Raw genomic sequence first — 22062 nt, 5'->3', positions numbered from 1 at the left:
TCATGAGATCGAAGCGCATACTCCCGCGGCTGACGGCGACGTCGACCGTGGTGGGAATGCTCCTGCTCGCGGGGCCGCTGCCGCCGGTCCACGCGGCGGGTGGCCCCAACCTGGCCGCCGGGAAGGCGGTGAGTGCCAGTAGTGCCAACGGCCAGTACGTGGTCGGCAACGTCAACGACGGCAGCCAGGCGAGCTACTGGGAGAGCGGCAACGGCGCGCTCCCGCAGTGGGTCCAGGTCGACCTGGGCAGCGCCGTGCCGATCGACCAGGTGGCGCTCAAGCTGCCGGTCGGCTGGGGGAGCCGCTCCGAGACCCTGACCGTGCTCGGCTCCACGGACGGGGCCGCCTTCGGCACCGTGGTCGGCTCGGCGGCCTATGTCTTCGACCAGGGCAGCGGCAACACCGTCCGGATCAACTTCCCGGCCACCACCGCCCGTTACGTACGGGTCCAGGTCGCGGCGAACAGCGCCTGGCCGGCCGCCCAGTTCTCCGAGTTCGAGGTGTACGGAGCGACCGCCGCCTCGGCCAACCTGCTCCAGGGCCGCACCCTCAGCGCGAGCAGCGCGGTCGGCGCCTACCCGGCCGGGAACGCCGCGGACGGCGGCCAGGCCAGCTACTGGGAGAGCTCGGCCAACGCCTTCCCGCAGTGGATCCAGGGCGACCTGGGCGCGGCGGCGCAGGTCAACCGGCTGGTGCTGAAGCTGCCGAGCGGCTGGGAGCAGCGCAGCCAGACCCTGAAGGTGCAGGGTTCCACCGACGGCAGCTCCTTCACCGACCTGCTGGCCGCAGCCGCCTACAGCTTCGACCCGGCCGCCGGGAACGTCGTCACGGTCTCGCTGCCCACCAGCACCACCCGCTACCTCCGGCTGCTGTTCACCGCCAACAGCGCCTGGCCGGCCGGCCAGGTGTCCGAGTTCGAGGCGTACGGACCGGTCGGCGGTGACACCCAGGCGCCGACCGCGCCGACCGGTCTGACGTACAGCCAGCCGGAGCCCGGGAAGATCAGGCTGGCCTGGGGCGCGGCCACCGACAACGTCAAGGTGAGCGGCTACGACGTGTACGCCAACGGGCAGTTGCTGGCTGGCGTGGCGGGCGACGTGCTGACCTACACCGACAGCCGCCCCGCCGCGGAGACCGTCACGTACACCGTGCGGGCCAAGGACGCGGCCGGTAACCAGTCCAACCCGAGCGCGCCGGTGACCCGGCCCGGTGAGAGCCCTGGTGACACCGTCAAGCCGACCGCGCCCGGCAACCTCGCCTACACCGAGCCCGCCGCCGGGCAGATCAGGCTGAGTTGGGACGCGTCCACCGACAACGTCGGTGTCACCGGCTACGACGTCTACGCGGACGGGCAGTTGAAGGCGAGTGTGGCCGCCACCGTCCGGACCTGGACCGACAGCCAGCCCGCCTCGGCGACCGTCACGTACACCGTGCGGGCCAGGGACGCGGCCGGCAACCAGTCCGACCCGAGCAGCTCGGTCACCCGCCCCGGCGACCCCGGCACGCCGGGGACCAACCTCGCGGCGGGGAAGCCGATCGAGGCGTCCGGGCAGGCCTGGACCTTCGCTCCGGCGAACGCCAACGACAACAACGTGACCACCTACTGGGAGGGCGCCGCCGGCGCGCTGCCCAGCACCCTGACGGTCAGGCTGGGCGCGAACGCCGACCTCCAGCGGGTCGTGGTGAAGCTCAACCCCGACCCGGCGTGGGGCGCCCGGACCCAGAACATCCAGGTGCTCGGACGGGAGGACGGTGCCACCGGCTTCACCAGTCTGAAGGCGGCCGCCGACTACCGCTTCGACCCGGCGAGCGGGGCCAACACCGTGACCATCCCGGTCACTTCGCGGGTCGCCGACCTCCGGCTGAGCATCGCCGCCAACACCGGCGCGCCCGCCGGGCAGGTCGCCGAGCTCCAGGTCATCGGCACCCCCGCGCCGAACCCGGACCTGACGGTCACCGACGTGTCGTGGACCCCGGCGACCCCGAACGAGGTCACCGCCCTGACGCTGCGCGCCACCGTGAAGAACATCGGCACCCTCCCCGCCCCCGCCGACACCATCGACTTCCTGCTCGGCGGCGCGCTCGCCGACAGCACGGCGCTGCCGGCCCTGGCCGTCGGCGAGTCGGTGACGGTGTCCAAGAACATCGGCACCCGCCCGCAGGGCAGCTATCTGCCGAGCGCCCGGGTGGACGCCGACAACTCCGTCCGGGAGCGGAACGAGGACAACAACCTGCTGGCCGCGAGCTCCCCGATCACCGTCACCCAGGCACCGGGCCCGGACCTGGAGGTGCTGGACGTCACCCCGAACCCGGCGAGCCCGGCCGCCGGTGCGCCCACCTCGTTCACCGTGCAGCTGCGCAACCGGGGCATCGACCCGGCACCGGCCGGCGTCACCCGCCTGACGGTCGGCACGGCCACGCTGAACACCGCCACCCCGGCGGTCGCGGCGGGACAGACCGTCAGCCTGCCGGTCACCGGCAGCTGGACGGCCGTCAGCGGCGGCGCGACGATCACCGTCACGGCCGACGCGACCGGCACCGCGACGGAGACCAACGAGACCAACAACGTCCTGGCCAGGCCGATCGTGGTCGGCCGGGGCGCGGCCGCGCCGTACACCTCGTACGAGGCCGAGGACGGCCAGTACCAGGGCGAGTTGCTCCAGGCGGACGCCACCCGCACCTTCGGGCACACCAACTTCGCCTCCGAGTCCTCCGGCCGCAGGTCCGTCCGGCTGACCAGCACCGGCCAGTACGTCGAGATCACCTCGACCGTGCCGACCAACTCGATCGTGGTGCGCAACTCGATCCCGGACACGGCGGGCGGCGGTGGCGCCGACGCGACGCTCAGCCTCTACGTCAACGGCACCTTCGTGCAGAAGCTGAACCTGTCGTCCAAGCACAGCTGGCTGTACGGCACCACCGACCAGCCGGAGGGGCTCACCAACACCCCGCAGGCCGACGCCCGCCGGCTGTTCGACGAGGCGCACGCGCTGCTCCCGCAGAGCTACCCGGTCGGGACGAAGTTCCGCCTGCAGCGCGACGCCGGGGACACCGCCGCCTTCTACGCGGTCGACCTGGTCGACCTGGAGCAGGTGGCCCCGCCGACGGCCAAGCCGGCCGAGTGCAGCTCGATCACCGACTTCGGCGCCGTGCCCGACGACGGTCTGGACGACACCACCGCGATCCAGGCGGCGGTGACGGCGGATCAGAACGGCAGCATCGCCTGCGTCTGGATCCCGGCGGGCCAGTGGCGCCAGGAGAAGAAGATCCTCACCGACGACCCGCTGAACCGGGGCACCTACAACCAGGTCGGCATCCGGGACGTCACCATCCGCGGTGCGGGCATGTGGCACTCGCAGCTCTACACGCTCACCGAGCCGCACCTGGCGACCGGCAGCATCAACCACCCGCACGAGGGCAACTTCGGCTTCGACATCGACGACAACACCCAGATCTCCGACCTCGCGATCTTCGGGTCCGGCCGGATCCGGGGCGGCCCGGACGGGTCGGAGGGCGGCGTCGGACTGAACGGCCGGTTCGGCAAGAACACGAAGATCAGCAACGTCTGGATCGAGCACGCCAACGTCGGCGTCTGGGTGGGCCGGGACTACGACAACATCCCGGACCTGTGGGGCCCGGCGGACGGGCTCCAGTTCACCGGCATGCGGGTCAGGGACACCTATGCCGACGGGATCAACCTCTCCAACGGCACCCGCAACTCCAAGGTGTTCAACTCGACCTTCCGGACCACCGGGGACGACGCGCTCGCGGTCTGGGCCAACAAGTACGTCAAGAACACCTCGGTGGACATCGGCCACGACAACAGCTTCACCAACAACACCATCCAACTCCCGTGGCGGGCCACCGGGATCGCCGTCTACGGCGGTTACGGGAACAAGATCGAGAACAACCTGGTCTACGACACCGCCAACTACCCGGGCATCATGCTCGCCACCGACCACGACCCGCTGCCCTTCTCCGGGCAGACGCTGATCGCCAACAACGCGATCTACCGCAGCGGCGGGGCGTTCTGGAACGAGGACCAGGAGTTCGGCGCACTCACCCTGTTCGCCGCCAACCTGGACATCCCGGGCGTGGTGATCCGGGACACCGAGATCCACGACAGCACGTACGACGGCATCCAGTTCAAGACCGGCGGCGGGACCGTCCCCGACGTCAGGATCTCGAACGTCAGCATCGACAAGTCCAACAACGGCGCGGGCGTCCTGGCGATGTCCGGCGCCCGGGGCAGTGCGACCCTGTCGAACGTGACCGTCACCAACTCGGCCACCGGGGACGTCGTCCGCCAGCCGGGCACCTCCTTCACCATCACCACCCAGTAGTCCCGGGCGGCCCCGGCCGGCGGGGATCCGTCCGCCGGCCGGGGCCGCTCCGAACGCACTTGACTCCCGACCCACCCCGGCAACATCGTCAGGACATGCCTTTCACCATGGAGCCGGAAGCCTTCGACCGACTGCGTCGCCTGGACGCGCTGGCGGTCCGGATCAGCCTCGACCTGGCCCACCGGATCACCCCCGAGGACTTCGTCCGGCCCACCCCCTGCGCCGCCTGGACGCTGGGCGAGCTGCTCGCCCACCTGACCGCCCAGCACCTGGGCTTCGCCGCCGCGGCACGCGGGCGGGGCGGCGAACCCGACCGGTGGGCGGTCGGGCCGGTCACGGACGACCTGCCGAAGCGTCACGAGGCGGCCGCCGCCGAGGCGCTGGCCGCCTTCGCCGAACTGGCGGGGCCCGAACCGCTGTTCGCCCTGCCCGAGTTCAGCAGCCCGCTCCCGTTCCCGGCGGGCCGGGCCGTCGGCTTCCACCTGGTCGACGCCGTGGCGCACGGCTGGGACCTGGCCGCCACCCTCGGGCTCGACTACCACGCCGACCCCGAACTGCTGGACGCCGCCCTGGTGGTGGCGCTGGCCGTCCCCGACGACGACTCCCGGCTGGCCCCCGGCAGCGCCTTCGAACCAGCCCTGCCCGCCGAGCCGGGGTCGAGCCCGCTGGACCGGATCCTGGTCGCCCTGGGCCGCTCCCCGCAGTGGGGCGGGCCTGACGGGTACGGCCGCCCGGCTGCGGATGATGTTGAACGCCCACGTCCCGAACCCCTCCGTTGATAGCGTCGGAGCGTGACGAGCCGACAGCAGTACGACAGCACCCCCGGACTGACCCGCCGTAAGGCGCTCGCCGCACTCGGCGGCGGTGGCGCCGCCTGGCTGCTGCGCGGCACCGTGGGGCCGGACCACGCGCAGGCGGTCGGCGCCGCGCCGGCCGGACTGCCGGCCGGTCTGGTGCCGTACCAGCGGGTGTACGAGAACTGGGCCGGGGAGGTCCGGACCGACCCGCTCTGGGTCTGCGCGCCGGACCGCCCGCAGCAGGTCGCCGAACTCGCCGACTGGGCGCGCGGCGCGGGCTGGCGGCTGCGCCCGCAGGGCCACCGGCACGGCTGGGCGCCGCTCACCGTCGCGCCGGGCACCCCGGCCTCGGCCCGGGTGCTGCTGGTGGACACCACCCAGCACCTCACCGCGATGGCGCTGACCGGGAGTTCGGTGGCCGGCGCCCCGACCGTCCGGGTGCAGACCGGCGCCTCGATGGAGGACCTGCTCGGCCACCTGGCCGGGCACGGCCTCGGCGTCACCGGCTGCCCCGCCCCCGGCGACCTCACCGTCGGCGGTGTGCTGGCCGTCGGGGGCCACGGCACCGCCGTCCCGGCCGTCGGCGAGACCGCGCCCGCCGGGCACGGCTACGGCTCGGTCAGCAACCAGGTCGTCGCGCTCACCGCGGTGGTCTGGGACCAGGGCCAGGGCCGGTACGTACTGCGGGAGTTCGACCGGTCCGAGGCCGACAGCGCCGCGTTCCTGGTCCAGTTGGGCCGGGCCTTCCTGACCGAGGTGGTGCTCCGGGTCGGTGCCGACCGGAACCTGCGCTGCGTCAGCCGGACGGACGTCCCGGCCACCGAACTCTTCGCCGCGCCGGGCGGATCCGGCAACCGGACGTTCGCCGACTTCGTCGACCGGGACGGGCGGGCCGAGGCGATCTGGTACGCCTTCACCTCGAACCCCTGGCTGAAGACCTGGCGGGTCACCCCGAACCGCCCGTTCGCGGCCCGCAGCGTCGCCGAGCCGTACAACTACCCCTTCTCCGACAACATCCCGAAGCCGGTGGCCGAGCTCGCCGGACAACTGGTCGCGGGTGCCTGGGGGTTGGCCCCGACCTTCGGCCAACTCCAGTTCCTGATCACCAAGATCGGCCTCACCGGCGACCTGACCGACGTGCTGCTCTCCTCCGGCCTGCTGCGCAGCCTGCTCACCGGCGACCTGCTCAGCCACCTGCTCGCGGACGGCCTGCGCTCCGACCTCTGGGGCCCCTCCAGGGCGGTGCTCCAGTACGTCCGGCCGACCACGCTGCGGGTCACCGCCAGCGGGTACGCGGTGCTGGTCCGGCGGGCCGATCTCCAGTGGGCGGTCAGCGAGTTCACCACCGCCTACCAGCGGCTGCTGACGGAGTACCAGCAGCGCGGCGAGTACCCGGTGAACGGAGCCGTCGAGATCCGGGCGACCGGGCTGGACGACCCGGCCGGCTCCGGCGTGCCCGGTGCCCGGCCGCCGCTGCTCTCCGCCGTCCGGCCCGACCCGGCCCACCCGGAGTGGGACACCGCGGTCTGGGTCGACATCCTCAGCCTGCCCGGCACCCCAGGGCTGCACCGGTTCTGCCGCGACCTCGAACAGGCCCTGCTGCGCAGCTTCGACGGTGGCCGGGCCGGGCTGCGGGTCGAGTGGTCCAAGGGCTGGGCCTACACCGAGGACGGCGCCTGGGCCGACCCGGACGTGCTCGGCCGGGTGATCCCGGACAGCCTCCGGGTGAGCGAGGGCCCGGGCTGGGACGAGGCGGTCGCCGTGCTGGACCGGCACGACCCGCACCGGGTCTTCGGCAACGCCTTCCTGGACGGGCTGCTCCGGTCCTGACGGGGCACCCGCACCCCGGGGTGCCCGGGGTGCTCAGCCGGGCGAGGATGGGAGGCGGGGCCGGTCCGGGGTCGGGCACTGGAGGTACCCGTGGTGCGTACCCACAGCTTGGACGTGTTGGTCGCGGGCGCCGGCCCGGTCGGCCTGAGTGCGGCGATCGGACTGCGGCAGCACGGCGTGCGCTGCCGCCTGGTGGACCGGCTGCCGGCCCGCCTCCCGTACGCCAAGGCGGTCGGCATCCAGCCGCGCACGCTGGAGATCTGGGACCGGATGGGTCTGGCCGGGGCGTTCCTGGAGGCCGCCGTCCCGCTGCGCGGCCAGGTTGGCTGGGTCAACGGCCGGGAGCAGCCGCGGCTCGACCTCGCGCTGCCGCCCGAGGTGCCGTACGGGTTCGCGGCGCTGCCGCAGTACGAGACCGAGCGGCTGCTGGAGAGTCACCTGGCCGGTCTGGGCACGGCCGTCGAGCGCGGCACGGAGCTGCTGACGTTCGGTCAGGACCGCGACGGGGTGACGGCGCTGCTGTGCACCGCCTCCGGGGCGGAGGAGGAGGTCAGGGCCGGTTGGCTGATCGGCTGCGACGGGGCGCACAGCGTGGTCCGCAAGGGGCTGGGCCTCCGCTTCGAGGGCGGGGCGTTCCCCGAGGAGTACATGCTGGCCGACGTCGAGGCCGACTGGGACCTGCCGGCCGGGTACGCCGTCCGGTCCAGCCACCGCGCGGCGGACGGTTCCACCGACGACCTGCTGGTCTGCGTCCCGCTGCCCGGCGCGGGCCGCTACCGGATGTCGATGCTGGTCCCGCCCGGGCTCGCCGCCCGGCCGGACGGGCAGGGGGACGGCGTGGCGCACGGTCTGGCGGGCGGCGGGCCGCAGCTGTCCGACGTCCAGGCGGTGGTGGACCGGCTGGCGCCGAGCCCGACGGTGCTCGGGCGGATGCGCTGGTCCTCGGTCTTCCGGATCAGCCACCGGATCGTCGACCGGTACGGCGACGGCCGGGTCTTCGTCGCGGGCGACGCCGCCCACATCCACCCGCCCACCGGGGCGCAGGGCATGAACACCGGCATCCAGGACGCCTGCAACCTGGCCTGGAAGCTCGCCCTGGTGGTGCGCGGCGAGGCCGGCCCCGGGCTGCTGGCCAGCTACGACGCCGAGCGCCGACCGGTCGGCGAGGAGGTGGTGGGCCGAACGGTGCGGCATGCCACCCGGGGCATCGAGGCCGACCCCACCGACCCGCGGACCCTGCTGCTGTGCGAGGCCCAACTGCTGGTCGGCTACCGGGGCGGGCCGCTGGCGGGCCGCCCGTACGGCCCGGCCGACGCGCCCCAGCCGGGGGACCGGGCGCCGGACTGCGGCGGGCTGACGGCGCCGTTGGCCAGGTACCCGCTGCGCCTGCTCGACCTCCTGCGCGGGCGCCCGGGGCACGTGGTGCTGCTGTACGCGGCGGGCGCCGAGGGCCTGACCGGGGCGGCCGAAGCGGTGGCGGCCGCGGGGATGCCGGACGCCGGGGCCCGGCCGGTGGCCGTCGCGGTGCTGGCCCGGGAGGCCGGGCCGGTCGACCCCGACGCCCTGGGCATCCCCGGATTCCGGGACGCCGCCGGGGAGTTCGCCCGGCTCTACCGCCTCGACGGACCGACCGGGCTGGTGGTCAGGCCGGACGGGCAGCTCGGTGCGCGCTTCCCGCTCGCCGGCACCGGGGCCGCGCTGGCGGACTACCTCGCGGCGCTGTCGGTGCCCGGGTGACGGCGGACCGCCGGAGGCGGTGCCGGTGAGCCGTTCCGGCCGTGACGTTCGTAGAGTCTGAGGATCGTCTCCGGGAAGGGACCCCGCATGGTGGACCACGCACGCGACCACGCCGACCAACTGCGCGAAGCACTCGCGGTGCTGGGGATCGAATGGCGGCCGGACGAGGTGGTCGGCGACGAGGTGCGGGCGGTGATGCTGGCGACCGCGCTGCTGGGCGCCGCCGAAGCGCACCTGGTGGCGGCGGAGACCACCGCCGCGCAGGCCGGCGAGGACCTGGCGGCGCTGCGGCAGGCGTACGGGCCGGTGCGCGAGGAGGTGGTGGCGGGGGCGTCGCCGAACCTGCCCGACCACGAGCGGCTGGTGCTGATGCTGCGGACCAGCCTGCTGGTCGGTGACCTCGGCCGGGCCGCCGGTCCGGACGAGGAGCACCCGGACGTCGAGACCCTGGCCGCCGCGCGGGACGCGGCCGCCTGCGCCTCCGCGCTGCTCGGCTACCACTTCGCCCCGAGCTTCGGCAGCGCGGCCGGTCTGCCGGAGCGCAAGGAGTTCCTGGGCGCCGCCGCCGGTCTGGTCCGCCGGCTCGCCGACCGGCTGGTGACCATCGCTAGATCCGGCGGAGCGACCGGCTGAGTCGGCGGCCGAGGGCACCCGCTGGCATGTTCGCGCCCGGAAAATGCCTGGTCACAGCTCTTTCGCTGCTCTCGGCGGGGGTCTAGCATTCCGGGCACGGCGGCCCCCACCACCCCCGAGTTGCGGGCCGCCGGGCCGGTCGGCCGTTCCTCCAGCGGTCGACCCCTCCCACGGCCGGAGCCCTGGGCAACCCCCTGCCCCCGGGCTCCGGCCGCGCTCGCCCCGCCGTTGGTCAGGACGCCCCTGACCAGTGAGAATGGCCCCGAAGCGCCCGCCCAGGGCGGGACGATCGGAACAGAGCGGACAGGGGCACGGCGTGCGGGGGCGGAACACGGAGCGGGACCGGATCGGGCGGCTGCTCGCCGACGCCCGGCAGGGGACCAGTGGCGTCCTGCTGCTGCACGGCGAGGCCGGCATCGGCAAGACCGCGCTGCTGGACTGGGCCGCCGGGCGGGCGGACGGCCTGCGGGTGCTGCGGGTCGAGGGCATCGAGTCCGAGATGGAGCTGGCCTTCGGCGGCCTGCACCAGCTGTTCCTGCCCGTCCTGGACCTGGTCGGGACGCTGCCGGAGCCGCAGGCCGCAGCGCTCCGGGCGGTCTTCGGGCTGACCGCCGACGGCGTCCGGGACCGGTTCACCGTCGGCCTCGCGGTGCTCACCATGCTGTCGGAGGCCGCGGCCGACGGCCCGCTGCTCTGCCTGGTCGACGACGCGCAGTGGGTCGACCAGCCGTCGGTGGACCTGCTGACGTTCGCCGCGCGCCGACTGCGGGCGGAGGGCGTGGTGATGCTGTTCGCGGTCCGCGACGGGGCGCCCGGCGCGGCCGTGAAGGGGCTGCCGCAGCTGCTGGTCGAGGGCCTCGACCGGACGGCCGCCGCCGAGCTGGTGCCCGACCTGCCGCCGTACGTCGCGGACCGGGTGATCGAGGAGGCCCGGGGCAACCCGCTGGCCCTGATCGAGCTGGCCGGCGCCCTCACCCCGGCTCAACGGGCCGGTCGGCTGGGCCCGTTGGCGCTGCCGGAGGCGGCCGGGCTGCCCGGCCGGATCCAGCACGGATTCCTGGAGCAGATCCGGCGGCTGCCCGAGCCCGCCCAGCTGGTGCTGCTGGTGGCCGCCGCCGACGACACCGGGGACCTCACCGTGGTGCTGCGGGCGGCCGCCGAGCTCGGCGCGGCGGTCGAGCACCTCGAACCCGCCGAGCGCGCCGGGCTCGTGGCGCTCTCCGGGGCGGCGGTGCGGTTCCGGCACCCGCTGGTGCGGTACGCGGCGTACCAGGGCGCCCCGCTGGCCCGGCGGATCGCCGCGCACCGGGCGCTGGCGGCGGCGCTCGGCGCCACCGGCCAGGCGCACCGGCGGGCCTGGCACCTGGCCGCCGCGTCGACCGGGCCCGACGAGCAGGTGGCCGAGGAGCTGGAACGGGTCGCCGAGTGGGCCGGGAGCCGACAGGCGATGGCGTCCGCCTCGGCCGCCCACGAGCGCGCCGCCCAGCTCACCGCGGACCCGGGCCTGCGGGCCCGCCGACTGGTCCAGGCGGCGCAGAAGGCCGCCGACGCCGGACAGGACGAGCGGTGCGGCGCCCTGGCCGACCAGGTCCCGACGCCGTTGGCGGACCCCGAGGTGGCGGCCGGCCTCGCGCGGGCCAGGGCGGTGGTCGAACTCGGCTACCGCAGGCCGGAGACGGCCGCCCGGATCCTGCTGGACAGCGTCGACCCGGCCGCCGACCGCCCGGAGGCGATCGCCGAGGTGCTCACCGACGCGGTGCACGCGGCCTACTCCGGCGGGAGCGCCACGCTGATCGCGGAGATCGCCGCCCGCGCCCCGGAGCTGCCCGTACTCGCCGTGCCCGCCCGGCTGTTCGGCGGCGACGTGCCCGGGGCGCTGGCCGCGCTGCGCACGCTGGTGGAGCAGGGCCAGGACCCGGCCACCGGCGTGATGGACCGGCTGATGACCGGGATCCACTGCCGGCTGACGGGTGATCACCGGGCCGCGCGGGAGGCCGCCGTCGGTGCGGTGGCCGTCTGCCGCGACCAGGGCGTCAGCGGCTGGCTGCCCACCACGCTGCACCTGCTGGCCCTGACCGAACTGTCGCTCGGCCGGTTCGACGAGGCGTCGGCGCACGCCACCGAGGCGCTCGGACTGGCCGAGTACTACGACCTCGCGCACCGGGCCGCCCATCTGCGCGCCGTGCTGGCGCTGCTGGCCGGCCTCCGGGGCGAGGAGGAGCAGAGCCGCGCCCTGGCCGGTACGGCGCTGGCGTACAGCCGCCCGCGCGGGGTCGGCCGGGCCTCGGCGGACGCCGACTGGGCCCTGGGCCTGCTGGAACTCGGCCTGGGCCGGGCGGAGGCGGCCCTGGAACCGCTGGAGGCGGCGCGGCGCGGGACGGACCACCCGCTGCTCGCGCTGTCCCTGCTGCCCGACCTGGTCGAGGCGGCGGGCCGGGCCGGCCGCCCGGAGCGGGCGGTGGAGCCGGCCCGGGTGCTGGGGGAGTGGGCCGCCGCGCTGGAACAGCCCGGCCTCTCCGCGCTGGCCCGCCGCTGCCGGGCGCTGACCGGCCCCGACAGTGCGGCCGAGGAGCACTTCCGCGCGGCCCTGGCCCTGCACGAGGGCGGCAGCGGGTACGACCGGGCCCGCACCGCGTTGCTCTACGGGGAGTGGCTGCGCCGGCTGCGCCGCCAGATCGACGCCCGGGACCACCTGCGCGCCGCGCTGGAGACGTTCGAGCAGCTCGGCGCCGAACCCTGGGCGGTCCGGGCCCGGGCGGAGCTGGCCGCGGCGGGCGGGGAGACCGTGCTGACGGTCCGTACGGACGGGCCGATCAGCCTGCTCAGCCCGCAGGAGCGCGAGGTGGTGCGGCTGGCGGCGTCCGGTGCGAGCAACCGGGAGATCGCCGCCCAGCTGTTCCTGAGCCCCCGTACGGTCGGGCACCACCTCTACCGCGCGTTCCCCAAACTGGGCGTCAGCTCCCGCACCGAACTCGCCACCCTGCTGGCCTCATGAGACCGGGGCGCGCTCCGGCACCGAGTAGATCATCCGGGTCTGCGCGGTCCGGTAGCCGGCCCGGGCGAAGGCAGCGGCCATCGGGGCGTTGTCGGTGTCCGTGGTGGCCGTGATCAGCTCGGCGCCCGCCGCCACCTGCACCCGGGTGATCTCGGCGAGCACCTCGTCGACGTACCCCTGGCCGCGCAGCTCCGGGACCACACCCAGGTAGCCGACGTTGCGGTTGTACGGCGTGGCCGACGGGAGGGCCAGCCCGGCGACCTGCCCGTCGGGGGTCCGGGCCAGGCGCCACCAGGAGCGCTCGCCCGGGCAGCCGAGGTAGAAGTCCACCTCCTCCTGGGCGGTGGCCTCGGGGCCCATCAGCGCCAGGTTCCGGCGGGTCTCGCCGTCCAGGCTGCCGACCGCGATCCGGCGGAAGACGTCGAGGAACTCCTCGTCCGTGCCCTCGCTGAAGGTCAGCCGCCCGCCGGCGGTCGGCAGGCCGTCGTCCGGGGTCCACTCCAGGCGCAGCCGCTCCACCTCGTCGGTGAGCCCGGCGGCCCGGGCGGCCTGCTGACGCCAGGTCAGCGCGGCGACCACGGCCGGGTCCTCGCGCCAGCCGGTCGGCAGCGTCACGTTGTACAGCGGGAGCTTGTCCGCGCCCTGCTCGGCGAAGGCGCGCAGGCCGGCCGTGACCAGTTCGGCGGCCACCGCCGCGCGGTCGGGGACGGAGGGGTCGACGTACAGGCAGTCCAGGGCGACCGGGTGCTCGCTGGTGGCCTGCCCCCACCACAGGGCGCGGGCCACCACCCGGCCGTCCTGCTCGGCGATCCAGGTCCACTCGGGCCGGTACATGCCCTCGCCGAGCTCCTCCAGGTAGCGGTCGGCGGCGATCCAGCCGATCGGCTCGTCCACCGTCACGGCGGTGACGCGGTCGAGGTCGGCCCCGGTGGTGGGACGGAACAGCATGGGGCTCGGCTCCGGGGTGTTCGCGTAGGTGGTGATGGTCGCGCCGGTGTTGAAGACGCGGGAGTCGGTCAGGGTCAGCCGGGTGGGGAGGAACGGCGCCCGGAACAGCGGGACGCCGGAGCCGATCACGACCGGGTAGCGCTTGACGATCAGTTCGTCGATCTCGCCCAGCAGCTGCCCGGCCAGGTCCGCGCCGCCGCAGAGCCAGATGCCCGCGCCGTCCTGCCGCTTGAGGTCGCGGACGAACGCCACCGGGTCCCCGGCGACGATCTGCACCGCCGGGTCGAGCTGGGCGAGGGAGCGGGAGAAGACGTACTGGCGCAGGTGCGGGTAGGGGCTGGTGACGCCGGCCGCGAGGCCGGGTTCGTAACTGGCGCGGCCCATCAGGACCGTGTCGAAGCGCCGGTTGGCGACCCCGTCGAGGCCCAGCGGGCCACGGCCGTGGGCCGGGATGGTCTCGGGGAACTCGGCCACCAGCGCGGCGGCGAGGTCGCCCTCGAAGGGGAAGAAGTCGAACTGCCCGTCCGGACCGGCGATGAAGCCGTCGAGGGTGCTGCCGACGTAATAGGTGAGCTGACGCACACGTCCTGCTTTCGGGGGGTGGGGCTTGGGGTGACGTCATTGACGGTAGGTCGGCGGCCCGGTGCCGGGCATCGGTCACCCCGACGTAATGTGACCGGTCGTCGGTCCGTCGGCGATGGGTCGGCGTGGCCGGTCGCCCTACCGGTGGTCCGGGGTGCGGCGGCGGAGCCGGCGCGCGGCGAGCGCGCCGAGCAGGCCCGCGAGGGCGCCCCAGGCGGCGGCCAGCGGGACGGCGAGCAGCAGGCGGGGAGTGAGCGAGACGCCGCCGCCGGCCGCGTCGAAGCCGAGCAGGGACAGGCCGACCTCGGCCGAGATCCGGGTCAGCAGGCCGATCAGCAGCATGGCGACGGCGAGTGCGGCCGCCAGCTGGGCGGCGTACCGCCGGAGCGGCAGGCCGGGCGGCGAGTGCAGGGCCGCGCCCAGACCGGTGAGCAGCAGCAGGACGGCGACCAGCAGCGCGAGCAGCCAGGCCCGGCCGTCCTGGACGGCCAGCGCGCGGAGGTCGAGCGTGACGTCCCGGCCGTCCTGGGTGCGCAGCACGTCGGTCAGCAGCCGGGGCACCGGCAGGCCGAGGTCGCCGCCGACCGAGCCGTGCCAGGACGCGCCGAAGCCGAGCCCGAGGGCGAGCCAGGCCAGGTTGGGCAGCGCCAGCAGGACCACGGCGAGGGTCTGGCGCGGGTGGCCGTCCACGGCCGCCGAGACCAGTCCGCCCACCAGGGCGAGCGCCACTGTGCCGAGCAGGAGGGTGAGCACCGCGTGGGCGGCGGGCCGGACGGCCGCCCGGTAGCGGAGCAGGGCCGGCGGCAGCGGCGCGCTGCGGGCGGCGAGCATGGTCAGCAGCAGGACCAGGGCGAGCCAGAGCAGGCCGAGACCGAGGGTCGGCGGCAGGTCGGTCCGGAAGCCGACGGTGGGTGCCGCGCCGAAGGCCGCGCCCAGGCTGTCGGCCAGCGGGTCGCCGGTGCGGACGGTGAAGCTCTGGTGGGCGGGCAGCCGGAGCAGGAGCAGCAGGGCGAGCCAGAGCACCGCCGTACGGGCCGCCCGGGCGGCCAGTTCGCCCGGGGTGGCCACCGCCCGGAGCCGGAGCGGGCGCAGGAACAGCCGGGCCAGGGTCAGCGCGCCGAGCAGGGTGACCGAGAGCGGCAGCGCGGCGAGCCCGCCGTGCGCCTCGGCCAGGAAGGCCGCGCCGCCGGTGAGTTGGACCGGGACGCCGACCGCCATCAGCACGGTGGCGGCCACCACGGCGGGGAAGGCGCCGGGCAGCTGGTCGGCGCCGGCCGACCAGAGCCCGAGGGCGGCCAGTGCGGTCATCGCGGCCAGGGTGCCGAGGGCGGCCAGCAGGGCGTCCGCCCAAGGGGTCCACCGGCCCGGGCGGGCCGAGTGCTCGGTCGGCTGCATGGTGCCTCCTGGCGGACCTGCGGTGCCGTGGTCCGATCACCCCAGCTTGGGCCAACCGGCGGTCTCCGGCGAGCCGCCGGGGGCGGGCGCCCGGACAATGGAGCAGCGGGGGAGACCAGGTGTGGAGGCAGGCTGTGAGTTCCCAACCGCCGTCCGATCCGCCGCCGTCCGACCCTTCGGAAGGGCGGCCGCCGCAGGAAGGACGGCCGTCGCAACCGCCGCCGTCCGAGCCGCCGTCCGGCCCGCCGACGGTGCCCCCGGGCGGCCCGGCGTCCGAGCCGGGCGGTACCGGTGGGCCGCCGACCTCGGGCGGGAGCGCGGCCGGTCCGCCCTCCGGCCCGCTCTCCGGTCCCTCGGCGGGCGAACCGCCGACCGGTGGCGGGACGGTGGCGGGTTCCAGCGGCCTCGGCTCGACCGGTCTGGCCGGCGGGGGCGGGCAACCGCCCGGCGGCCGCACCCTGGTGACGGCTTCCGGTGACCGACCGCCCCGGGCCTGGTGGCGCAGACCCCGGCTGATCGCGCTGCTGACCGCCGTGGTGGTGGCCGCCGCCGTGCTGACCGTGGTGCTGACCAACCGTGACTCGGGCACCAAGACCGAGGCGGCCCCGCAGGTCGCCCTGCAACCGGTCGCGGCCACCGGACCCGATCCGTTCACCGGCTCGGTCGCGGTCGCGGCGACCACGGCGGCCTCAACCGCGACGGCCGCCACCACCGCCTCGGCCACCGGCGCCGGCGCCCGTACCGTGCAGGGCTCTGACCCCGGCCTGTACGGCGGCAGCCGGCAGGTGGCCAGCTGCGACGTGCCCCGGCTGGCCGAGTTCCTGGGCGCCAACCCGGACAAGGCCAGGGCCTGGGCGGCCGTGGAGGGGATCGACCCGGGCGCGGTCGGCGACTACCTGCGTTCGCTCACCTCGGTGGTGCTGCGGGTGGACACCCGGGTGACCAACCACGGTTTCGCCAACGGTGTGGCGACGCCGTACCAGGCGGTGCTGCAGAGCGGCACCGCCGTGCTGATCGACGCCAAGGGGCTGCCCCGGGTGCGCTGCGCCTGCGGCAACCCGCTGCTGCCGCCGGTGCTGTCGGTGACCCCGCAGGCTTTCTCGGGCACGCCGTGGCCGTCGTTCCGGGAGCAGGACGTGGTGGCGGTGAGCCCGGCGCCGTCCCCGCTGAAGGACGTCGTGGTGGTCGACCCGTCGAGCGGGCAGTCGTACGCCCACCAGCTCGGCGGCTCGCCGTCGGCCTCGGTCTCGCCCTCCGGTTCCGGTACGGCCTCGGGTTCGGCCTCGGGCTCCGGGTCGGCGTCGACGAGCAAGGGCACCTCCTCGGCACCGTCGTCCGCCGGTGGCTCGTCGGGTGGCTCGTCCGGTCCGTCCGTCGGGGCGCCCCGCAGCGGCGGCTCCGGCGGCTCGGCCGGGTCGGTGACGCCGGCTCAGCCTGGCGGTGCGTCGGCCGGCAACGGCTCGGCGGGCGGTGGTCCGGCCGGGTAGCACCCGGACCCCGGCTGCTCGCGGCAGCCGGGGTCCGGAGTGTGGTTACCGACCGGGGGTCAGCTGGTGGTGTTGATCGAGGTGTCGTCGATCAGGAAGCTGGTGGCGAGGGAGGAGTCCTCGACGCCGTTGAACTTGACGGTGACGCTCTGGCCGGCGTAGGCCGAGAGGTCGAAGGTGCGCAGGGTGTAGCTGCTGATGGCGTCCACGTTGGAGTACGTCTTCAGCGCGGTGCCGTTCACCGTGACGGTGAGCTTGTCGTACTGGGTGGTGCCGGTCTCAGCGGTGTCGATCCGCAGGTAGAACCCGAGGGTCGCCTTGCAGCCGGTCGGGATGGAGACGGTCTGGGTGATGCTGTCGGTGTGGGCGGAGCCGTAACCGTTCAGCCAGGCCTTGTAGGAGCCGGTGCGGGCGGGCTTGCTGGTGCCGTTGTCGATCACACCGGAGGTCTGGGTCCAGGTGGTCGCACCGGACTCGAAGCCCGCGTTACCGAGCAACTGCGCCGGGGTGCAGGTACCGCCGCCGCCGCTGACGGTCCAGCTGAAGGTGGCGCTGGCGGTCCGGTTGGCGGCGTCCCGGACGGTCACGGTGACGTTGTAGCTGCCGGTGGCCGTGGCGGTGCCGGTGATCAGGCCCGAGGAGCTGATCGAGAGGCCGGTCGGCAGGCCGGTGGCGGTGAAGGTCAGCGGGGCGGTGCCGCCACTGGCGTTGATCTGGAGGCTGGCCGAGCCGTTCAGCGCGGTGGTCTGGCTGCCCGGGTTGGTCACCGAGACGCTGCTGCCGGCCGGCTTGGTGAGCAGGCAGCCGGCCACGTTGAGGTCGATGGCGCGGTTGGCACCGAGGCAGGTGGTGAACCAGTAGGTCTCCTGGCCGTAGCTCTGGCCCTTGGTGACCGTGGTGGTGCCGTCGGCCGCGACCTCGCACGGGTTGTTGAGCGTGCACATCGCGCCGTCGTCGTTACCGGTGTTGTTGATCCCGACCACCCGCTTGCTGGTGGCGTCGACGATCGGCGAGCCGGAGGTGCCGTGGGTGGTGTTGCAGCCGGTGCTGTAACGGATCGAGTCGCGCCAGGTCCACTGGTCCTCGCGCAGGGTGTCGACGAAGCCGTTGACCGAGCAGTTCCAGGTCTGCTTCCAGTAGCCCGAGGGTATGAACATCGAGGAGCCGTTGACCGGGTGGGTGTCGCTGATGGTCAGCGCGGTGGCGCCGAACTTGCTGGTGATCGACGCGAAGGTGTCGGTCAGCTGGTAGAGCGCGACGTCGGTGCCGGTCATGGTCGCGTACAGCACCTTGTCGGCGTTCACGGTGCCCAGCGAGGAGCCGGCCGCGTTCAGCAGGGTGCCGGAGCGGCTGGCGGTGGTGTTCTGGATGACCTGGCCGGCGCTCGGCATGGTCGGCAGACAGTGGCCGTTGGTCAGCATCATGGCCCGGTCCGCGTCGACCGAGGAGGGGTAACGCACCAGGGAGGCCGAGCAGTTGCTCAGCGCGATGGTGGACGTCAGATCGCCGGCCTGGACGGCCTGTGCGGGCGAGACGGCGGACGTCAGCAGACCCGCGACGACTACGGCGGTGCCGAGTCCGGCGGTAAGTCCCTTGAGCATGGGTCTCCTTGTGGGGGATCGCCGGGCGCGCAACCGGTTGGGAACGCCCAGGCCGGAGAAAGCTGCCATGCCCGCATCAATGAGGTCAACTGTCTGGACCGAATTGGCTGTTGAACCGTGCCCGGCGGCGGGTGGGCCGCCGGACCGGCCGGACAGGTGGATCGTTGACGCACCGGAGGACCGCCCCGCCCAAGGGAGTTGACCATCCGTCGGAGATCCGCTGCTCAGGTGCGCTGCCGGGGGCGGCGGTCGGCCGGCCGGCTCGGCGGTATCGGGGTGGCGGGGAAGTCGCGAGGCCCGGTCCAGAGCGCCGGCACGGCGTCGGTGCGGCGGGCGAGTTCGTGGGCCAGGGATTCGTAGTTGACCCGCCAGCCCCGGAAGTGCGGCCAGGCCTCGGTGACGGTCCGCTCGCCGCTGATGCCGCCGGCGGTGACCAGGGCGACGGCCGCGTCGAACTCCTCGAAGGTGAGCCGGATCGGGCCGTCCGGATCCGGGTCGGGGTCGAAGGCGATCCGCTGGGTCCGGGCGATGTCGCGCAGCGCCGTGAACCCGGCCCGCAGCACCAGCCGGGCCTCGGGCGGGGCGGCCTTCGGGCAGACCGCGAGTTGCAGGGCGGCCGCGTCCATCACCGCGATCAGGCCGACCACCCAGCTGCGGTGCGGCTGCGGGGAGCGGAAGGAGAGCAGTACCGGGTAGTTGGAGTGGCCCTCGCCGATGTCGGCGGCCAGCCGCTCCCAGTCGCGGTAGAGCTGGGGCAGTGCGGTCTCGGTGTCCACCAGCGACTGGCGGGCCAGCAGTTCGGGGCCCCAGGCGGGCTCGCCGGCCCGGGACTGTAGCAGGGTGACCTCCACCTCCCGGCGGTTGTACGCCCCGTACAGGGTGGGCAGGTAGCCGATCAGCAGGGCGATCACCAGCGGCCCGGTGGCGGCGGCCAGGAAGTCCAGCGCGGACAGGTGCAGGCGCTCGCCGCTGGCGAAGCCGAGGGTGAACAGACTGGATCCGGCCTCCCGGAACGAGACCGCCCAGCCGAGCTCGGAGAAGCCGTGCAGCAGCAGGGTGTAGGCGACCAGCATCCCGAGTAGCCAGGTGGTCAGCATGCCGAGCAGGATCAGCGGCGCCAGCCAGGTCTGCACCCGGTCCTGCACCTGGTAGCCGCCGAAGGGGGTGATCGCCCGGAGGGTGGCCCGCAGGCCCGACCACAGCCGGTGGACGAGTGCGGAGTACAGACCGCGCGGCACCACCAGGGTGCGCAGGATGCTGGCGACGGTGAACAGCAGGACCAGCACCCCGGTGAAGGCGTAGATCATTCTCATGGCGCTCATTGTGGTGGCGCCGGGTGGACGCTCCGACACGCGGTGTGGCGGAGGTCGTCCGCCGGCTGAAACGTTATCGACGACTTCCCCGCTCTGAGCTGCGGTTATCGTCGTCCGGCCGGTGTCCGGGGCGGCGCGGGCGGTGGGTGGGCGAAGCTGGATCAGCTCTGCCCGATCGCAGGCTTCGACTGCTGTTCGCCATGGATTCATCGCCAGGACGCGGCTATGGCACATGAATGTCCGGCGGTCGGGATCACTGTTCGTGACCGCCCCGGGGAGATACCCGCCGGTAGGCAACGAATTCCGAAGGTCGACGGCCGTTGACGGCACGCGGGCGGCCCGCTTCCATGGCGACCGGGAGCGACCACACCGAACACCGGCATCAGCCCTCTGGAGGAGATACCGCTCCCGGTCACACCGCCCTACCGCGCGCCGTCGCGCCGAGCCGATCGGAACCCCCTTTCATGACCGACACGCTTGACTCCTCTCCCCCGGTGTCGGCGGTGGCGTCGCAGGCGCCCGCAGATGTGCCGAAGAAGCTCGCCCGCTCGCTCGGTGTGGTGGGCGGCACGCTGCTCACGCTGTCCTGCGTGACGCCCGCGTCCTCGCTGTTCGTGATCGTGCCGGAGCTGTTCCAGTCGCTGGGCACCTACACCGCGCTGGCGATCGGGATCGGTTCGCTGATCTGCATCGCGGTGGCGTTCTGTTACTCCGAGCTCGGCACCCTGATCCCCAGCGCCGGTGGCGAGTACGCCATGGTCGGCACGCTGGCGGGCCGGTTCGCCGGCTGGCTGGTGTTCATCCAGTCGCTGATCGTCGTGATGATCGTGCCCTCGCTGATCGCGATCGGGACCTCCGCGTACCTGGCGCCGATCGTCGACGTCGACCCCAAGATCGCCGGCGCGGCCGTGATGATCGCGGCCACCGTGGCGGGCCTGCTGGACCTGCGCGCCAACGCCTGGCTGACCGGCATTTTCCTGGTCCTGGAGGTGATCGCCTGTGCGGTGGTCTCCTTCCTCGGCTTCTCGCACAGCGAGCGGGGCGTGGGCAGCCTGCTGCACGGCTCGGTGATCGGCGAGGGCGGCGGCACCAGCGCGGTCGGCATGGGGGCGATCCTGGCCGCGATGGGCACCGCGCTCTTCGTCACCCAGGGCTTCTCGACCGCGATCTACCTCTCCGAGGAGCTGGAGAACCCCCGGCGCAACGTGGCCCGCACGGTGCTGTGGACGCTCGGCCTGTCCGTGGTGATCATCCTGGTCCCGGTGATCGCGATCACCGTCGGTGCGCCCGATCTGGAGGCGCTCTCCGCCGGGGACATCTCGGCGCTGGTGGCCGGCTGGTCGGGCTCGGCGGTCGGCACCTTCGTCAGCCTCTGCATCGCGCTGGCGATCATCAACGCCGGCATCGTGATGGTGATCCAGAACTCCCGCGTGCTGTTCGCCTCCGGGCGCGACCGGGCCTGGCCGGAGCCGGCGAACAAGGCGTTCGGCACCCTCAACCGCTTCAGCGCCCCGTGGATCTCCACCCTCGCGGTCGGCATCCCCGGCGCGGTGCTCTGCTTCGTGCCGCAGGACCTGCTGACCAACATCACCGGTGTCGCGGTCGCGGCGCTCTACCTGCTGGTCGCGGTGGCCTCGCTGTTCTCCCGCCGCAGGCACCACAAGAACGCGCCGGCCTGGCGCCAGCCGCTCTGGCCGGTGCTGCCGGTCCTGCTGATCGCGGCGCTCGGCTACGTGCTGACCCAGCTCGACCACACCGCGCTGGCCTGGACCGCCGGGATCACCGTCGCCGCCAGCCTGTACTGGGTGTGCTACCTGCGGCCGCGGCAGGACAGCCGCTGGATCATCACGGTGCCGGAGGACGGGCAGAGCTGACGCCCGCTCGGTCCGCAACGAGGCCCGGCCCCGGGAACGGGGCCGGGCCTCGCGCCGTCAGCCGTGGACCTGGTCCGCCTGGTCGCCGGGGCGGAAGCGCACCAGGCAGTGGTGGCAGTACAGCACCTGCGCCAGCTCGCCGGTCCGGGCGGCGTTGACCGCCCGGGCGGCCAGCGCCCCGGACGCCAGCGCGCAGCCGAGCAGGGTCGCCGCGAGGACGGGGTTCCCGGCCGCCAACTGGGCCACGCCGTACGACCCGAGGGCGGCCGCGGCGAGCAGCGGGAGGGTGCCGGTCGAGCGCGGCACCGGTCGGCGCAGCTCCTCGAAGACGGACAGCCGGGTGGACTCCTCGCAGCGCGGGCAGACCGGTCCCGGGGCCGGCTCCGCCTCCGCGGCGAACTGGTCCGTGTTCGTCATCCATCGCTCCATGGTCGGCGGGCTGGGGTCGGTCCGGTCGGTCGTGCGCCCGGCAGGGGCGCATCGGACGGGATCGAACCTAGTCGGTCCGCGCCCACCGGTCGATGGTG

Annotated in this window: 13 protein-coding genes; 8 read left to right on the top strand and 5 right to left on the bottom strand. The window is 74.2% G+C overall.

From position 1 onward, the window contains the following. The first annotated feature begins 56 nt into the window (after nt 1-56). The 6 genes from OHV05_RS02100 to OHV05_RS02075 all read left to right on the top strand — a co-directional run bounded on the left by OHV05_RS02100 (nt 57) and on the right by OHV05_RS02075 (nt 12335). Nucleotides 57-4343: a discoidin domain-containing protein gene (locus OHV05_RS02100; protein WP_405016023.1), complete on the top strand. Its 4287-nt coding sequence runs from the start codon at nt 57-59 to the stop codon at nt 4341-4343. Between the two features lie 95 nt (nt 4344-4438). Continuing rightward, a complete protein-coding gene (locus OHV05_RS02095; protein WP_405016022.1) occupies nt 4439-5122 on the top strand; it encodes a TIGR03086 family metal-binding protein in 684 nt (227 codons plus the stop codon). 12 nt (nt 5123-5134) lie between these two features. After that, nucleotides 5135-6970, top strand: coding sequence for a cholesterol oxidase substrate-binding domain-containing protein (locus tag OHV05_RS02090; protein WP_405016021.1), 1836 nt, complete (start codon nt 5135-5137; stop codon nt 6968-6970). Between the two features lie 90 nt (nt 6971-7060). Next, nucleotides 7061-8707, top strand: coding sequence for an FAD-dependent monooxygenase (locus OHV05_RS02085; protein WP_405016020.1), 1647 nt, complete (start codon nt 7061-7063; stop codon nt 8705-8707). A gap of 87 nt (nt 8708-8794) precedes the next feature. After that, entirely contained in the window at nt 8795-9340 is a 546-nt protein-coding gene (locus OHV05_RS02080; protein WP_405016019.1) for a hypothetical protein, read from the top strand. 316 nt (nt 9341-9656) lie between these two features. Further along, nucleotides 9657-12335, top strand: a complete 2679-nt coding sequence (locus OHV05_RS02075; protein ID WP_405016018.1) for an ATP-binding protein — start codon at nt 9657-9659, stop codon at nt 12333-12335. On the opposite strand, the gene OHV05_RS02070 is transcribed toward OHV05_RS02075, so the two are convergent. Both OHV05_RS02070 and OHV05_RS02065 read right to left on the bottom strand, forming a co-directional pair. Then, a complete protein-coding gene (locus tag OHV05_RS02070; protein WP_405016017.1) occupies nt 12330-13865 on the bottom strand; it encodes a dihydrofolate reductase family protein in 1536 nt (511 codons plus the stop codon). The two genes, OHV05_RS02075 and OHV05_RS02070, sit on opposite strands and share 6 nt — an antisense overlap. 138 nt (nt 13866-14003) lie before the next feature. Continuing rightward, a complete protein-coding gene (locus tag OHV05_RS02065) occupies nt 14004-15260 on the bottom strand; it encodes a streptophobe family protein (protein WP_405016016.1) in 1257 nt (418 codons plus the stop codon). 134 nt (nt 15261-15394) lie between these two features. Between OHV05_RS02065 and OHV05_RS02060 the strand changes: the two genes are divergently transcribed. Then, the gene (locus OHV05_RS02060) at nt 15395-16747 is read left to right on the top strand and encodes a DUF6777 domain-containing protein (protein WP_405016015.1); all 1353 of its coding nucleotides are present in this window, start codon (nt 15395-15397) and stop codon (nt 16745-16747) included. Nucleotides 16748-16806: 59 nt separating this feature from the next. Here the strand turns inward: OHV05_RS02060 and OHV05_RS02055 are convergent, their stop codons facing one another. Continuing rightward, on the bottom strand, nt 16807-18348 hold the full coding sequence (locus OHV05_RS02055) for a putative Ig domain-containing protein (RefSeq protein WP_405016014.1): 1542 nt from the start codon (nt 18346-18348) through the stop codon (nt 16807-16809). Between the two features lie 224 nt (nt 18349-18572). Further along, nucleotides 18573-19661 carry a hypothetical protein gene (locus tag OHV05_RS02050; protein ID WP_405016013.1) on the bottom strand — a complete coding sequence of 363 codons (1089 nt, stop codon included), beginning with the start codon at nt 19659-19661 and terminating at the stop codon, nt 18573-18575. A 464-nt stretch (nt 19662-20125) separates the two neighbouring features. Between OHV05_RS02050 and OHV05_RS02045 the strand changes: the two genes are divergently transcribed. Then, nucleotides 20126-21535, top strand: a complete 1410-nt coding sequence (locus OHV05_RS02045; RefSeq protein ID WP_405016012.1) for an APC family permease — start codon at nt 20126-20128, stop codon at nt 21533-21535. A 57-nt stretch (nt 21536-21592) separates the two neighbouring features. Here the strand turns inward: OHV05_RS02045 and OHV05_RS02040 are convergent, their stop codons facing one another. After that, the gene (locus tag OHV05_RS02040; RefSeq protein WP_405016011.1) at nt 21593-21952 is read right to left on the bottom strand and encodes a hypothetical protein; all 360 of its coding nucleotides are present in this window, start codon (nt 21950-21952) and stop codon (nt 21593-21595) included. Between the last annotated feature and the right edge of the window lie 110 nt (nt 21953-22062).

Source organism: Kitasatospora sp. NBC_00070, assembly GCF_045041205.1.
Taxonomy (GTDB): Bacteria; Actinomycetota; Actinomycetes; order Streptomycetales; family Streptomycetaceae; genus Kitasatospora.
The sequence above is the reverse complement of the archived record's forward strand: the minus strand, read 5'-3'. Positions and strand labels throughout refer to the sequence as shown.

Coding starts and splice junctions, on each gene's coding strand:
- OHV05_RS02100 (WP_405016023.1), top strand. CDS start 57: ATGCTCCTGCTCGCGGGGCCGCTGCCGCCGGTCCACGCGGCGGGTGGC.
- OHV05_RS02095 (WP_405016022.1), top strand. CDS start 4,439: ATGCCTTTCACCATGGAGCCGGAAGCCTTCGACCGACTGCGTCGCCTG.
- OHV05_RS02080 (WP_405016019.1), top strand. CDS start 8,795: ATGGTGGACCACGCACGCGACCACGCCGACCAACTGCGCGAAGCACTC.
- OHV05_RS02065 (WP_405016016.1), bottom strand. CDS start 15,260: ATGCAGCCGACCGAGCACTCGGCCCGCCCGGGCCGGTGGACCCCTTGG.
- OHV05_RS02055 (WP_405016014.1), bottom strand. CDS start 18,348: ATGCTCAAGGGACTTACCGCCGGACTCGGCACCGCCGTAGTCGTCGCG.
- OHV05_RS02050 (WP_405016013.1), bottom strand. CDS start 19,661: ATGAGAATGATCTACGCCTTCACCGGGGTGCTGGTCCTGCTGTTCACC.
- OHV05_RS02045 (WP_405016012.1), top strand. CDS start 20,126: ATGACCGACACGCTTGACTCCTCTCCCCCGGTGTCGGCGGTGGCGTCG.
- OHV05_RS02040 (WP_405016011.1), bottom strand. CDS start 21,952: ATGACGAACACGGACCAGTTCGCCGCGGAGGCGGAGCCGGCCCCGGGA.